This is a genomic window from Izhakiella capsodis, assembly GCF_900115045.1.
GTDB classification, from domain to species: domain Bacteria; phylum Pseudomonadota; class Gammaproteobacteria; order Enterobacterales; family Enterobacteriaceae; genus Izhakiella; species Izhakiella capsodis.
The window spans coordinates 38,672-53,425 of the sequence record NZ_FOVC01000002.1 but is presented as its reverse complement, the minus strand read 5'-3'; the positions used below and the strand labels follow the sequence as shown (position 1 = coordinate 53,425).

10 protein-coding genes, 2 tRNA genes and 2 pseudogenes are annotated in these 14,754 nt (G+C 50.7%); 6 read left to right on the top strand and 8 right to left on the bottom strand.

Annotated elements, in window-relative coordinates:
* Positions 1–78 precede the first annotated feature (78 nt).
* The 3 genes from amiB to nnr are packed head-to-tail and all read right to left on the bottom strand — an operon-like array spanning position 79 to position 3,754.
* Positions 79–1,758 carry an N-acetylmuramoyl-L-alanine amidase AmiB gene (gene amiB, locus BM191_RS03665; protein ID WP_092875281.1) on the bottom strand — a complete coding sequence of 560 codons (1,680 nt, stop codon included), beginning with the start codon at positions 1,756–1,758 and terminating at the stop codon, positions 79–81.
* Entirely contained in the window at positions 1,758–2,234 is a 477-nt protein-coding gene (gene tsaE, locus BM191_RS03660; RefSeq protein WP_092875279.1) for a tRNA (adenosine(37)-N6)-threonylcarbamoyltransferase complex ATPase subunit type 1 TsaE, read from the bottom strand. The genes amiB and tsaE overlap by 1 nt, the downstream gene beginning before the upstream one ends.
* The gene (gene nnr, locus BM191_RS03655; protein ID WP_092875277.1) at positions 2,231–3,754 is read right to left on the bottom strand and encodes a bifunctional ADP-dependent NAD(P)H-hydrate dehydratase/NAD(P)H-hydrate epimerase; all 1,524 of its coding nucleotides are present in this window, start codon (positions 3,752–3,754) and stop codon (positions 2,231–2,233) included. The genes tsaE and nnr overlap by 4 nt, the downstream gene beginning before the upstream one ends.
* Between nnr and queG the strand changes: the two are divergent.
* Positions 3,753–4,894 (top strand): annotated as a pseudogene (gene queG, locus BM191_RS03650) (tRNA epoxyqueuosine(34) reductase QueG). The gene nnr and the pseudogene queG overlap by 2 nt on opposite strands.
* A gap of 273 nt (positions 4,895–5,167) precedes the next feature.
* On the opposite strand, the gene BM191_RS03645 reads toward queG, so the two are convergent.
* The 3 genes from BM191_RS03645 to orn form a co-directional block, all read right to left on the bottom strand.
* A tRNA-Gly gene (locus BM191_RS03645) sits at positions 5,168–5,243 on the bottom strand.
* Between the two features lie 31 nt (positions 5,244–5,274).
* A tRNA-Gly gene (locus tag BM191_RS03640) sits at positions 5,275–5,350 on the bottom strand.
* A gap of 162 nt (positions 5,351–5,512) precedes the next feature.
* The gene (gene orn, locus BM191_RS03635) at positions 5,513–6,064 is read right to left on the bottom strand and encodes an oligoribonuclease (protein WP_092876144.1); all 552 of its coding nucleotides are present in this window, start codon (positions 6,062–6,064) and stop codon (positions 5,513–5,515) included.
* 159 nt (positions 6,065–6,223) lie between these two features.
* Between orn and rsgA the strand changes: the two genes are divergently transcribed.
* The 5 genes from rsgA (at position 6,224) to BM191_RS17035 (ending at position 13,423) form a co-directional block, all read left to right on the top strand.
* Positions 6,224–7,279, top strand: coding sequence for a small ribosomal subunit biogenesis GTPase RsgA (rsgA, locus tag BM191_RS03630; protein WP_092875275.1), 1,056 nt, complete (start codon positions 6,224–6,226; stop codon positions 7,277–7,279).
* 109 nt (positions 7,280–7,388) lie between these two features.
* Complete coding sequence (gene asd / locus BM191_RS03625) at positions 7,389–8,288, top strand: archaetidylserine decarboxylase (protein WP_092875273.1); 900 nt, start codon at positions 7,389–7,391, stop codon at positions 8,286–8,288.
* 7 nt (positions 8,289–8,295) lie between these two features.
* The gene (gene mscM / locus BM191_RS03620) at positions 8,296–11,622 is read left to right on the top strand and encodes a miniconductance mechanosensitive channel MscM (protein WP_092875271.1); all 3,327 of its coding nucleotides are present in this window, start codon (positions 8,296–8,298) and stop codon (positions 11,620–11,622) included.
* Positions 11,623–12,899: 1,277 nt separating this feature from the next.
* Entirely contained in the window at positions 12,900–13,250 is a 351-nt protein-coding gene (locus tag BM191_RS17040) for an autoinducer binding domain-containing protein (protein WP_329957242.1), read from the top strand.
* Positions 13,247–13,423, top strand: coding sequence for a helix-turn-helix domain-containing protein (locus BM191_RS17035; RefSeq protein WP_230479509.1), 177 nt, complete (start codon positions 13,247–13,249; stop codon positions 13,421–13,423). Before BM191_RS17040 ends, BM191_RS17035 begins: the two co-directional genes overlap by 4 nt.
* Positions 13,424–13,472: 49 nt before the next feature.
* Here BM191_RS17035 and epmA read toward each other — a convergent pair whose 3' ends face one another.
* Both epmA and BM191_RS17430 read right to left on the bottom strand, forming a co-directional pair.
* Positions 13,473–14,450 (bottom strand): elongation factor P--(R)-beta-lysine ligase, encoded by a 978-nt coding sequence (gene epmA / locus BM191_RS03610; RefSeq protein WP_092875269.1) that lies wholly within the window; start codon positions 14,448–14,450, stop codon positions 13,473–13,475.
* A 160-nt stretch (positions 14,451–14,610) separates the two neighbouring features.
* Positions 14,611–14,744, bottom strand: a pseudogene (locus BM191_RS17430) (entericidin A/B family lipoprotein).
* Positions 14,745–14,754: the final 10 nt, after the last annotated feature.

Genomic DNA, 14,754 nt, shown 5'->3' with positions numbered 1-14,754 from the left:
AGTAGTCTGCAGTCAGCACCGCTTGCCCGAACGCATTTTCATGAACCGACGGGGCGATCTTAGATCGCTATTGCGCTATCAGGAAGCGGGAATTTTTAGCGTCTGCCCAAGCATCACGTTTGACGACTTCATATTATTCGCCTGCATGATAGCTTTTGAACTCACCCCGTAATGAGCGGCGATCGCAGAAAGTGAGTCTCCGCTTACCACTCTATGACGCTGCACACGCTTAACGGCGGCACCGGGTGGCTCAATGCTGGCCGATGAACGCGGCGACGCGCTGGCTGGCACCTTAAGCCGTTGCCCAACCCATACACTCTGCTTTTTCAGTTTATTGAGATCGTACAGCGTCGACACACTGACGTTATAGCGTGCAGCAATACCCGACAATGTCTCGCCACGTTTAACGATGTGACGGCTGGTTTGCCCGATATATCGCAAAGATGTGTCGACGCTGCTGGCCGGAAGGTTAACCGTCGCTGCGCTTTGCAGCGGACGGTTTTCCTGCTTTGGGACAAATTGCACCGGATGAGTCAAAAAGTAATTGCGCAGGCCATGATAAATCGCATTAGCTATCTTTTGTTGATAAGCGCTGGAACCCAGCAGACGCTCACCGGCCGGATTACTGATAAAGCCGGTTTCCACCAACAGCGAAGGAATATCCGGGGAGCGAAGTACGCCAAGGCTGGCATGCTCAGGCCGACGCTTATGCAGCACACCAATACGCTGCAGCTGTGCCAGCACCTCAACCGCTACGTCATAACCGACGCGCTGAGAGTGGCCAAACTGTAGATCGAGTACCGCCTGGCTAAGATAAGGATCAGCCTGGCTGTTTGCCAATAGATCGCCCGCTCCACCCAGCAATTCAGACTGCTTCTCATGTTGCTCCAGCCAGCTTGCCATTTCACTATTGGCCCGGCGATTGGAAAGCACCCATACTGATGCGCCGGAAGCCATACGATTTGGCGCGGCATCAGCATGGATTGAAACCAGCAGGTTAGCATTTTGTTTGCGCGCCACATCAGAGCGACCCATCACCGAGATGAAATAATCGCCGTCACGAGTCATCACGCCTTTAAACATCGAATCGTTATTCAGTAAAACCCTGAGCTTACGCGCAATGGCAATCGTCACGTTTTTCTCTTTCAGGCCACCACCGCCAATCGCTCCAGGGTCCTGGCCGCCATGCCCGGCATCGATGGCGACCACGACACGTTCGTTAGCCCCCCCGGCACTGTTAGTTACCGAAGAGACGCGGATATTATCGCTGGCAGCAGCCGTGACAGGATTATGCCTGAAAATAGTTTTCTGTGGCGCTGTCGCCGTCAACTTCGGCGACGAAGATGGCGTGCTGCGCGCAATGGTCGTCGTCTGATTTTTCTGAATCGTAAACACGACCCGATACCCGCTGCCAGCTTTTTGCGTCACGGCACGTGCTCGACCCGCCTGCGTCAGCTCAAGGACCAAACGAATACTTTGGTTATCTTTCGCTGTGCTGGTGCGAATAACCTTCACCAGATTTTTACCACTGAAATTGAGCGGGAGACCTTCTATCACACCGCTTTTGCGGATGTCCAGCACGACACGTTCCGGATTGTGCAACGTAAAAAAAGCATACACCGGTTGCCCGGTAAAACTCAGCGTTACCGTAGCCTGGCTACTGCCATTAGAAACATTAATATCGGAAAGATTGGCCGCCGTGGCCTGAAAAGTAAATAATAAAATAAGTGCAATCAGACCCGTTTTTATATGATGCATTATCGGCAACCTTTCTCCCCGTCTAATTCCTTAAGGACTTCATATCCTGTTTCACTCAGCGCTTTTACTAATGCTTCACGTCCCTGATCCTGGTAAATCAAATTGAGTTCAAGATCCGGCTCAGGAAGTACACCTGCGCCCTGCTGAGGCCATTCAACAAGACAAAGTGTATTTGTTGTAAAATAGTCTCGTATTCCCATAAATTCTAACTCTTCAGGATCGGCGAGACGGTAAAGATCGAAATGATAAATCCTACGCTCACCCAGCGTATAAGGTTCAACCAGAGTATAGGTCGGGCTTTTAACATTGCCTTGATGTCCCAGAGCCTGCAGAAAACCGCGGCTAAAGGTGGTTTTACCGGCCCCCAGTTCACCGAGTAAATGGATCACTGCGCCACCATTGCAGGCACGAGCAAGTGATGCCCCTAAATTAAGGGTGGCCGCCTCATCTGGCAGCGAAAATAGAAAACTTTTCATTTTACTGGAGTCAACATCTCTGGATTTACGTACAGATACAGCTGTGAAAAAAGGTCAGAAGCCAGCATCCCGCGCATTCCTCTCAAACTTGCGATGCGATCGGCTGCGGCACCATGCGCAACGCAGCCCGCACAGGCTGCATCAAACAAAGATAGCTTCTGACCTGTGAGCGCCCCGATAATGCCGGAAAGTACATCCCCCATCCCCCCGCTTGCCATCCCAGCATTGCCGACGTCAGCGATAGCCAATTGCCCCTGCTGACTGGCGACGATAGTTCCAGCGCCTTTTAGCACGACCACACCACCGTAGAGTTTTACAAGACGTTGTACAGCGAGTAAGCGGTCACTCTCAATTTCAATGGTTTTTACGTTCAACAATCGTGCCGCCTCACCGGGATGGGGCGTAATGATTCGATTCTGACGTTTATCGGGCCTGATTGCCAGTAGGTTTAGCGCATCAGCATCCCAGAGCATTGGCTTATGGGACTTTTCTGCCTTTTTTAAGGCACTTTTTCCCCAACTATCCTGGCCAAGCCCTGGACCGATGACGATCACATCGCCCCATTCCAACGCGCTATCCATCGTCTTATCATTTAACTCATCAACCATCAGCTCCGGACGTGCGGTAAGCAGAGGGCCAATATTATCCATATGAGTAAGTACTCGCACCAAGCCAGCGCCGGAACGTAAGGCAGCTTCGGCGGCCAAACGTATAGCACCAGCGGTACCGCGATCGCCCCCGATCATGACCAGACGACCATTGTCCCCTTTATGGCTGCTGGCACGTCTCGGTACCAGCCAGTTATTAAGGGAACCCGCGTCAACGCGTGTCCAGGGTGCGTGCTGACTATTAAGCCATTGGTCAAGACTCAACGCATGGTAATGCAAAAATCCGACGTGATCGCGCGCTTTACCCGTCAATAAACCGGGTTTCAGGGCAATGAACGTCAGGGTCGCCTCTGCGATTATTGCCGGACCAGGGTTAGTACCATTAGCGGCCACTAACCCGGAGGGGATATCAATTGAAAATACGGGTGAAGGATGGTGATTCGCCAGTTCAATCAGCGTGGCATAAGGTTCACGCGCCGGACGATTAAGGCCGGTACCGAGTAGCGCATCCACAATCAGCTCAATCTGCTCAGGCCAAGGAGCATCCGGAGCGTGAATGATGCCACCAGCAGCCAGCCACGCGGCTTTTGCTTTCTCAGCCTCCTCCGGCAACGGCTTACTTCCCTCACAGGCAATCAGCGTGACCGTCAGCCCCGCCGATTGCGCCAGTCCGGCGACTACGTATCCATCACCTCCGTTATTACCATGACCACAAAGGATTAACAGATGTCTGGCATGCGGCCAGCGTTGACGAAGCAGATTAAATGCCGCCTCACCGGCCCGCAGCATTAACTCGTACAGTGTCAGCCCCAATGCGTCCGCGCCCTCTTTTTCCAGCCCGGCAATTGCCTCGGCAGGCCACAGGGAATGTGGTAAACTACGCGGCTTTTCTTCGTAATTCAGGTCAGTCATGTCGCATCCTCTCGATCTTGCTCAGCTTGCCCGGCAAATTAAATGCTGGGGACTGGAACTTGGCTTCCAGCAAGTAGGTATCTGTGACACCGACCTTACGCCAGAAGAGCCACGTTTGCAGGCATGGCTGGACAAACAATATCATGGCGAAATGAATTGGATGGCTCGCCACGGCATGATGCGCGCGCGTCCGCAGGAACTGCTGCCGGGCACACTCCGCGTGATAAGCTTACGCATGAACTATCTGCCTGCCAATGCCGCCTTTGCTCGCGTGCTGAAAAATCCCCAACTTGGCTATGTCAGCCGTTATGCTCTGGGGCGCGATTACCATAAAGTATTACGTAATCGGCTGAAAAAATTAGGCGAAATAATTCAACAATGGTGTGAACAAGAGTGTGTTTCCGGCCTTTTGTTGACTCAGCCCCCGTGCTGGAGCGCCCGCTGGCCGTAAAAGCGGGACTCGGTTGGACCGGGAAACACAGTCTGATACTCAATCGCGAAGCCGGTTCATGGTTTTTTCTTGGTGAGCTATTAATCAACTTACCGCTACCGGTTGATCAACCCGCCGGGGAAAACTGTGGGCGGTGCGTCGCCTGTATGACCATCTGCCCCACGGGCGCTATCGTTGAACCCTATACTGTCGACGCCCGTCGCTGTATCTCCTATCTGACGATTGAGCTGGAGGGCGCCATACCTGTCGAACTTCGCTCGCTTATTGGCAACCGCATATATGGCTGTGACGACTGCCAGCTTATCTGCCCATGGAATCGTTACGGCCAGCTGGGCGACGAAACGGGCTTTTCTCCTCGCCACAAACTGCACGCGCCCTCCCTGACAGCGCTTTTCCGCTGGGATGAGGCGACGTTTTTATCTGTGACTGAAGGTTCAGCTATCCGCCGCATTGGTCATTTACGCTGGCTGCGCAATGTCGCAGTCGCTTTAGAAAACGCGCCCTGGAATGAAAACAACCTGCTGGTACAGAAAAGTCGCCTGGGAGAAAACCCGCTACTTGATGAACATATTTTATGGGCCATTGAGCAGCAAATAACACGCCGCAGCGAGAATCGTATCGACGTTCAACACAGTCAGCAACAACGTCTGGTCAGAGCGATCGAAAAGGGGCTTATGCGGGATGTCTGAAGAGGCCCACCGCTTTTCCACAGGCTGTGGATAGATTAAAAAAAGCGTTGTGTTTCAATCTTAAAAAAAACACAAGTGTTCAGATTAACAATTTGAAATATTATAATCGTCATTAAAATCAAAAACTAAGACAAAGATAACACACCCTGTCATCTTAATGTCATTAAGAGAGCATGCGCGATGCTGTGGATAAGTCTGTTCACAAGACGTAAAAGCGCGCAGCTATTACTCTGGGCTGAGATAGCGCGTAACGCATAGATTAAGAGGAGATTCTGGAGCGGGAAACGAGACTCGAACTCGCGACCCCGACCTTGGCAAGGTCGTGCTCTACCAACTGAGCTATTCCCGCATTTGAGCAAGTGTTACTGCATACCTGATTTTGGAGCGGGAAACGAGACTCGAACTCGCGACCCCGACCTTGGCAAGGTCGTGCTCTACCAACTGAGCTATTCCCGCTTTACGTAGCGATGCCAGACAAAAATCAGTATCGGTACGGGGAGCGCATTATACGAGAAATCATTATTGCCGCAAGCTTCTTCTCGTAAAATTTTACGCTTTTAGCACGAGTGCCGATTTTATCGGCAACCCGCCGCTTTATTCAACAACCGCCGCAAGGCTTTACTCTGTAAGATTAAGAAAGTGCTCACGGTAGTAAACAAGCTCAGCAATTGATTCACGAATGTCATCCAGAGCCTGATGTGTGCCCTGCTTTTTAAAGCCAGGCAGAATCTCAGGCTTCCAGCGACGCGCCAGCTCTTTCAAGGTACTGACATCAATATAACGGTAATGGAAATAGGCTTCTAATTCCGGCATGTATTCAAAAAGAAAGCGACGATCCTGCCCGATACTATTGCCACAAATGGGCGATTTCCCTGCAGGTATCCACTGCTTAAGAAAGGCGATTGTTAACAGCTCCGCGTCACGTTCATCAAACGGACTTGCTTTAACCCTCTTAACCAGACCGCTTTTGGTATGCGTTCGCACGTTCCAGTCATCCATCAGCGACAATTGCGCATCGGACTGATGTACGGCCATCACCGGCCCTTCCGCCAGGATATTCAGGTTGGCATCGGTAACGATGGTTGCAATCTCAATAATGCGATCACGCTTAGGGTCAAGCCCCGTCATTTCCAGATCGATCCAGATAAGGTTATTTTCACTGAGTGTCATGCTGCTTCCCGGTATACCATTATTGCCATGAGTTTGGCTCGTCATCTCACGTTAAGGTGCCTGATAGCGCCCCTGACCAGTGGGACTGTATTTGATTAGCGTGTATCATAGACGTTTTGCCCCCCCGGGGTGAAACGCTCTGTAATCGCGTGAGGAAAAGTGAGTAAAAACAGACTGTCAAAAGGGCAGCAGCGTCGCGTCAATGCTAACCATCAGCGCCGCCTGCACGCAGGTGAGCAAAAAGCGGAAGCTGATGACAGCCAATTCGGCGAAGCCTGCGATGGCATTGTTATCAGCCGCTTTGGAATGCATGCCGACGTTGAAGACGCACTGGGCGAGCAGCATCGCTGCAACATCCGCCGGACTATCCGCTCCCTCGTTACCGGCGACCGTGTTGTCTGGAGGCCCGGACTGGGCAGCGGCGCGGTAGTAAAAGGCATCGTCGAGGCGGTACATGAACGGCAATCGGTGCTGACCAGGCCAGATTTTTACGATGGCGTCAAACCCGTTGCCGCCAACATCGATCAGATTCTGATTGTTTCTGCCATTCTGCCTGAACTGTCGCTGAATATAATCGACAGGTACCTGGTCGCCAGCGAAACGCTGGATATTGAGCCGCTGCTGGTACTCAATAAGACCGACCTGCTCGATAGGGAAGCGCGCGAATTTATTGAACAGCAAATGGCGATCTATCGCCATATTGGCTACCGGGTCATCATGGCTTCGAGTCATCAGAGTGAAGGATTACAGGCGCTGGAGCAGGCGCTAGCTGGACGCATTAGTATCTTTGCCGGCCAATCTGGCGTAGGAAAATCCAGTCTGCTCAATGCATTACTGGGGCTTGACATAGCAGAGGAAGCTATTCTGACCAACGATATTTCAGATGCCTCCGGGTTAGGCCAGCATACCACCACTGCTGCCCGACTCTACCACTTCCCACACGGCGGAGACGTTATCGATTCCCCCGGAGTACGTGAGTTTGGTTTATGGCATCTTGAGCCAGAACAAATTACCGACGGTTTTGTCGAATTCCGTCATTTTTTAGGTAGCTGTAAATTCCGCGATTGTAAACATGAAAACGATCCCGGCTGTGCTATTCGTGCCGCCGTTGAACGGGGCGAAATTAGCGAGTCCCGTTTCGAAAATTATCACCGTATTCTGGAGAGCATGTCGCAAGTTAAAGTCAGGAAAAACTTTTTTGATGGCAGCAGCTAAATACTGATGCATAAATGTAAAAGGATAACATCAGTCGCCTTATTTGCCGGGCGCTGATACAATCCTGCCCCCTTCGCCATACGGTAACTCAACAAGCCTGGAGGCTAACGTGTTTGATAAAATTAAACTTGGTTTGAACGCCGTGTTACCCAAAAAAGCGCTGACGGAGTTGGCTGGCTGGGCAGCAGGAAAACGCGGCGGTCGCCTGACTAAAGCCGCTATCGATCTATTTATCTGGTTTTACAAAGTGGATATGTCCGAGGCAGAGAAATCGGATACTGCACGCTATCGAACTTTTAACGACTTTTTTGTTCGCCCCCTGCGTAGCGATGCACGTCCCGTCGACGCCGACCCTAATTTACTGGCTCTGCCAGCCGATGGTTCAATCAGTCAGCTGGGCCACATTGAAGGCAATCAGATTTTTCAGGCGAAAGGTCACCACTATTCACTGGAAGCGTTGGTTGCCGGCAGCCCTCACATGAGCGAAATATTCCGGGACGGCGAGTTTGTGACCACTTACCTCTCTCCACGTGACTACCATCGTGTTCATATGCCCTGTAACGGCATACTGCGTGAGATGATTTACGTGCCGGGCGATCTGTACTCAGTCAACCCGCTCACCGCACGTAATATTCCTAATCTGTTTGCGCGCAACGAACGCGTTATTTGTCTGTTTGATACCGATTTTGGCCCGATGGCCCAAATACTGGTCGGCGCCACGATAGTCGGCAGCATCGAAACCGTCTGGTCGGGCACGGTTACCCCTCCCCGCGACGGCGCAATTAAACGCTGGACCTGGCCAGCAGCCGAAGAGCCAGATGCAGTTATCCTGCTGAAAGGACAGGAAATGGGGCGCTTCAAACTAGGTTCAACGGTTATCAATCTGTTTGCCCCAGCCCAGATTAAACTGGCAGAAAGCCTGTCGCCGCAAACGGCAACTCGCCTCGGACAGCCGCTGGCCGTTGGTCTGCAATCAGTGCCCGAGGAGTCCGGGCCAGTGCAAGGGTAATTTGCCGATGCAACGCCTGCTTATCATTCTGCTTTTGGGTTGGAGCCTTATCCAGCCCGCTACGGCAGCCAGCACGCCGGATGCAGCACAGATACAACAGCAGCTTGAAGAGGCAAAAGCGGCGAAAACTTCGCCGACTCAAACGGAAATTACTTCCGCTCTCAAAGCCACACTAAATTACCTTGACGAGCGCAGTGCTTCGCTGGAGCGCAGCAAGCAGTATCAGCAGGTGATTGAAAATTTCCCCCGATTGTCACGCGATTTGCGCCAGCAGATCAGCGCCATCGACGACACCAGTAAATCCATCCGTAGCAACCTATCCGCTGTCGATCTCGATCAGGAAATTTTACAGATCAGCAGCCAACAGCTGGAAGAGGGTCGACAGGCTCAGCAGGAGCAGGATCGCGCCCGGGAAATCAGTGACGCTCTCGGCCAGCTACCGCAGCAACAAACAGATGCCCGCCGCGAGCTCAGCGAATCCGAGCGCAGCCTGCAAAGTATTGACAAACCGACGACGCCCCTGACTCAGGCGCGTCGCTATAGCCGTCAGGCCGCCAATGCGGCAAAAAAAGCGCAGATTAACGAGCTGGAGCTGGCACAACTCTCCGCGAATAATCGCCAGGAGTTGGCACGTATGCGTGCCGAGCTGCATCAAAAAAAAGCTGAACAACTGGACAGATACCTGCAATTGCTGCGGGATCGGCTAAGCAGCCGCCGTCAGCAGGAGGCAGAGCTGGCGTTACAGCGCACCGAAATGATGGCGGAAAACAGCCCTAATCTACCAGAGGCTATCAGCGAGCAGTTCAAAGCTAACCGCGATCTTTCCACTGCGCTTAATCAGCAGGCAAAACGCATGGAGCAGCTAGCATCGCAGCAGCGTACCACGGTCAGAGACACGTTACAGGTACGCCAGACGCTGAACACCATCCGCGAACAATCGCAGTGGCTGAGCGCCTCTAACGCGTTAGCCGAAGCGCTGCGTGCTCAGGTCATACGCCTGCCGGAAATGCCGAAAATACAGCAAAGTGATAACGACATGGCGCAATACCGCGTACAACGGTTGCACTACGAAGATTTGCTGGCCCGCCTGCCGCAGCTGCGCCTGATACATCAGGAAAATGGCGATCCACTGACTGTCGAACAAAAGCGAATTCTGGATGCCCAGGTAAAAACGCAGGGTGCATTGCTCAACTCGCTTATCGCCGGTAGCGATAATCTGATACTGGAGGTGACAAAACTACGCGTTGCTGATGGTCAGTTGATCGATGCCCTTAACGAGGTGCAGGAAGCAACGCATCGCTATCTTTTCTGGACAGCGGACGTACGTGCAATCAGCTTTAGCACGCCTCTGGATATCATTCACGATCTCTACCGTTTGTTATCGCTCGATACCCTCGGTCAGCTTAGCGGCGCAGTGCTGATGATGTTGACCAGCCGGGAAACGCTTCTACCGATTATCGGCGCACTACTGCTGTTCGGCTTTAGCATTAGCACTCGCCGCCACTACCGGCAGTTTCTCGACCGGGCGTCGAGTCGGGTCGGCAAAGTCACTCAGGATCATTTCAGCCTGACACTGCGCACGGTATTCTGGTCAATTCTGGTGGCACTGCCATTGCCAATTCTTTGGGCTGCTCTCGGCTACGGGTTGCAGGAGGCATGGCGTTATCCTATCGCAATCGCTATCGGAGACGGCGTAACCGCTACGCTGCCGTTGCTATGGTGTTTTATGATAAGCGCGGCCTTCGCCCGACCAAACGGGCTGTTCATCGTACATTTTCGCTGGTCACAAAACCGGGTAGCACGCGCAATGCGCTATTACCTTTTGACCATTGGCTTCATCGTGCCTCTGATCATGCTGGTCATCGCGTTCGATAACCTTGACGATCGCGAGTTCACCGCGACCTTAGGACGCCTGTGTTTTATTCTAATTTGCGGCGCGTTGAGCCTTGTTACGGTTAGCCTCAAACGAGCCGGCATTCCGCTTTATCTCAATAAAGATGGCAGCGGAGATAATCTGGCCAATACCATCCTCTGGAATCTATTGATCGCTTCACCACTGATTGCCATCCTGGCCTCCTGCATTGGCTACCTGGCCACGGCACAGGCGCTGCTGGCACGTCTTGAAACCTCGGTAGCCATCTGGTTTGTGTTATTGGTGATTTATCACATCATAAGGCGCTGGATGCTGATCCAACGTCGCCGCATCGCCTTCGATCGTGCTCGCCATCGTCGGTCAGAAATGCTTTCGGCGCGAAACCGCAGCGACGATATCACTGCCCCCCCTGCTGAACATGAAATTGATGAGCCGGTCATCGACCTGGATGCCATCAGCGCCCAGTCACTGCGGCTGGTACGCTCTTTATTAACGCTGATTGCGTTAGTTTCTGTCATCGTATTGTGGTCAGAAATCCACTCTGCTTTCAGCTTTCTGGAAAACATTCAGCTATGGGATACCAGCACAACCATTCAAGGCGTGGAAAGTATGCAGCCAATAACCCTTGGCTCGTTGCTGATTGCCATCCTGGTTTTAATTATTACTACCTTACTGGTACGTAATATGCCGGCATTGTTAGAGCTGGCACTGCTTCAGCATCTTGAGTTAACGCCCGGTACAGGCTATGCCATTACAACCCTTAGCAAATATGTACTGATCCTGGTGGGTGGCCTGATAGGTTTTTCACTCATTGGCGTTGAATGGGCCAAACTGCAGTGGCTGGTTGCTGCAATGGGCCTGGGGCTGGGATTCGGTTTGCAGCAAATTTTTGCCAACTTCGTATCCGGTCTGATAATTCTCTTTGAAAAACCTATACGCATCGGCGATACGGTGACACTGCGCGATTTAACAGGCAGTATCACCCGTATTAATACTCGCGCTACTACCATTACCGACTGGGACAAAAAAGAGATTATCGTGCCTAATCAGGCGTTTATTACCGAGCAATTTATAAACTGGTCGCTCTCTGATTCGGTCACGCGCGTCGTGCTAACTATTCCAGCTGCCGCTGAAGCCAGTACCGAGCAAGTAACCAATCTATTACTGACGGCAGCCGGACGCTGTAGCTACGTTTTAGAGATGCCCAAGCCGGAGGCTTTTCTGGTGGATCTTCATCAGGGTATTCAGCTGTTCGAACTGCGCATACACGCCGCCGAGATGGGACATCGAATGCCACTACGTCATGAGCTGCACCGTTTGATACTCGAAGGTTATCGTGAACATGGCCTTGAAATGCCTTTCCCACCTTTCCAGGTTAGAGTAGAAACCATTGGCTCACTTCAGCCCGGCAGCAGCAAATCCGGCACCAGTCAAAAAACCTTCCGCTCCGGTGGGCTGTGAAACTTTCCTGAATGATATGCTCGTTCGCCATGGTACGTTGCTGCGCGGTCATTCAAGTTGCCGAAGATTTCAGACACGTTGCTGTGCTGCTGCATCAGACAGCCCTGCAATGCCCCTCATCTGAAACGCGTTTTTTCTCCTGGTAATGACATCGGTTGGCCAGTGTACAAAAGGCTATAAAATCTTAGCCTCGCCGATGAGATATCACACTTTTTGGCATGAACGCCGTAACCAGTACGCCTGATCAGTCAGACTTCAGAGTATTTTACAGTAATGAGAAAAACCATTGCGTTTAGCGTTGATAATCGTTGATTACCACTGTTGCAGCGTTACATTTAGCACCGACACTATCGCGCATTAGATGCAAATATGGAGGCGCGGCCGCTGACGGTATTACGGTGATGTGATGCAGCCTAAAGATAGTTTTGGATGCTACGCTCAGGGCGCTACTGTTAGCAATGAATAAGCACCACACGGCTACCGGCGTTGTTGGAATTATTATCACATCCGCCAGCTGCCTGGATCATGGAATGATTGACTCAGATGTCTCGTCTCCCATCTGCTGGAGGAGAGTACGGCAGGCTTAACCTACGCGTAATGGCAAGGTCGGCTGGATACCCCGTGTGCAGTGTAGGGCTGAAAACAGGATCTGGAGTCAGGCAAGACAGCATGCTAGTTCTGCCAACCATATAGAAATTGGCTGGGTTAGATGTCGGAATTAATCACATATTCCCAACGCGTAAATGATACATCGATCAATAATTTGCGCAAAAGGTTATAATGATTAGTAATTAAGTTATTTGAGCAACAATAAAAATCCTGTATGATTACATCATACAGGATTTGCATTACTCTGCTAATTGGTTCTGAATGGCATTCAGACGTCCATTTATAATATTTCTACAATTTCCCTGGTGTTGACCAAATTGGTACCCTGACTTTTATAGTCAGGTTTTTTTTATCTTTTTTATTCGGAAAAAATTATAACGCGGAAGCGGTTATAATATAACTTGTACTTAGGTACTGAACCGACCTGTACTTAAGATCAGTTTTCATGACGCAAAAAATAACTTATTGTACCAAATAATGTTTTATTCATTTTCTGATAAGAAGATAATCAGTACACTTCGTGACTACATTGAAGATAGACTGCATCCATTCTGTATGCCCTCCTACTCCTATTTGGTAATTGATAAGAAAGATACAGAATGCATCCAGATAATTTCCAATTATCCAATGAAATGGCAGAAACAGTACCTTGAAAAAAATGGCATAATATTGATCCAGTAATACTTACTGCTTATAAAAGAATATCACCTTTTTTCTGGGATGAAGATCTTGCCGCACGCACTTCCGACGTTTTTCTACTTGCCAGAAAATATAACGTTATCAATGGAATGACTTTTATTTTACACGATCATCTCAACAATATGGCATTACTTTCATTACTATTTGACATAAGCAGTAGCCAGATTAATGAAGATATGCTGATTGATAATAAAGCTCGACTACAACTGCTGCTGATTAATATCCACGAAAAAATGCATCAGTTGACCACCACTTTTCATCCTGTAAAAAGAGCCGATAATACAAAAAAAATATATTTTCCCAGCGCGAAAGCGAGGTGATTTACTGGGCTAGTATAGGGAAAACCTACGCGGAAATTTCATTGATACTAAATATCAGCCAGCGCACTGTGAAATTTCATATGGCTAACGTGGTGAGCAAAATGGGCGTCAGCAACGCCCGGCATGCCATCCGCCAAGGCATAGAAAGAGGGCTAATAACGCTTCCACCATAATTTAAATATATTGGCCAGAGAGAAACGCTTCTCCATTAACCTTAAAAGGCTAGCTACAATCCACCGTAAAAGCGATAACATCAGCAATCTGTTCAGCTTTCAGCGCCAACATCACCAGGCGATCCACGCCTAGCGCCACGCCCGAACATTCTGGCATTCCCTGCTCGAGCGCAGCCAGTAATTTTTCATCAATGGCATTTACCGGTAGCCCACGCGCTGCGCGTTTACGATTGTCCTGCACAAAGCGCTGACGCTGTTCGCGCGCATCGGTAAGCTCGCGGAAACCGTTAGCCAGCTCAATACCTTTGAAATAGACTTCAAACCGTTCGGCGACCCGATGATCCTCGGTGCTGATCTCCGCCAGCGCCGCTTGTGAAGCCGGAAAATGATAAATAACCACCGGCTTATCTTTGCCGATTTCCGGCTCTACGCCGAGCATAAACAGCAGCTGCAGCAGCGTATCGCGATCGTCTTCGCGATGAGCCAGATCGCCGGCACCCAGTTTCTCAGCAATGCCGCGCAGCTCGTCTTTTTCTGCCGACAACGGGTCAATGTCCAGATAGCGAATAAAGGCCTGTTGATAAGAGAGCTTTTCTGCCGCTGCACATTCAAGAATTTGCTGGAGCAGATCGTCAACTTCGTTGATCAGGCGATACATATCATAATGCGGGCGATACCACTCCAGCATAGAAAATTCCGGATTATGATGACGCCCCGCTTCTTCGTTACGAAAGCTTTTGCCCAGTTGATAAATGGGGCCGCTACCGGCTGCCAGTAGGCGCTTCATATGAAACTCAGGGCTGGTTATCAGCCAAAGATCCATACCCTGTGCAGCACCTGGCCCAACAAAATGTGTGCGGAAAGGCACCAGATGGAGGTCGGTGATCGTCGCCTGGCTCATTGCCGGCGTCTCTACTTCGAGTACGCCCCGGTCGGCAAAGAAACGCCTAATCTCCGCCACGATAGCGGCACGTTTCAATAAATTGTCGATCGAAGCGCTGGGCTGCCAGCTGACCATCACTGCCATCGTCATTACTCCACATTCTGTATGGGGCATGAAGTTTACCTATACTCGGGCTGACAGACAAACCCGGATGCATAATTATTTTTGCCGGAATGTGAGTAAAAATAGAATCAAAAGACAATATTGCGTTTAATCCGGTGCCAGGGCGACATCGGCAATAATGCTACTGGGCGCTTCTTTGAATCGCTTTACCGCCCGCTTCAACGTCTTCTCCCACAGCCCGAGTGGTATTACAGGCAGAGAGTACAGAAGAAAGCACCAACACCGATAAAAGTCTATTACGCTTTTCTTTATCATAAAATGTCCT

Coding starts and splice junctions, on each gene's coding strand:
- amiB (WP_092875281.1), bottom strand. CDS start 1,758: ATGCATCATATAAAAACGGGTCTGATTGCACTTATTTTATTATTTACT.
- tsaE (WP_092875279.1), bottom strand. CDS start 2,234: ATGAAAAGTTTTCTATTTTCGCTGCCAGATGAGGCGGCCACCCTTAAT.
- nnr (WP_092875277.1), bottom strand. CDS start 3,754: ATGACTGACCTGAATTACGAAGAAAAGCCGCGTAGTTTACCACATTCC.
- orn (WP_092876144.1), bottom strand. CDS start 6,064: ATGACACTCAGTGAAAATAACCTTATCTGGATCGATCTGGAAATGACG.
- mscM (WP_092875271.1), top strand. CDS start 8,296: ATGCAACGCCTGCTTATCATTCTGCTTTTGGGTTGGAGCCTTATCCAG.
- epmA (WP_092875269.1), bottom strand. CDS start 14,450: ATGGCAGTGATGGTCAGCTGGCAGCCCAGCGCTTCGATCGACAATTTA.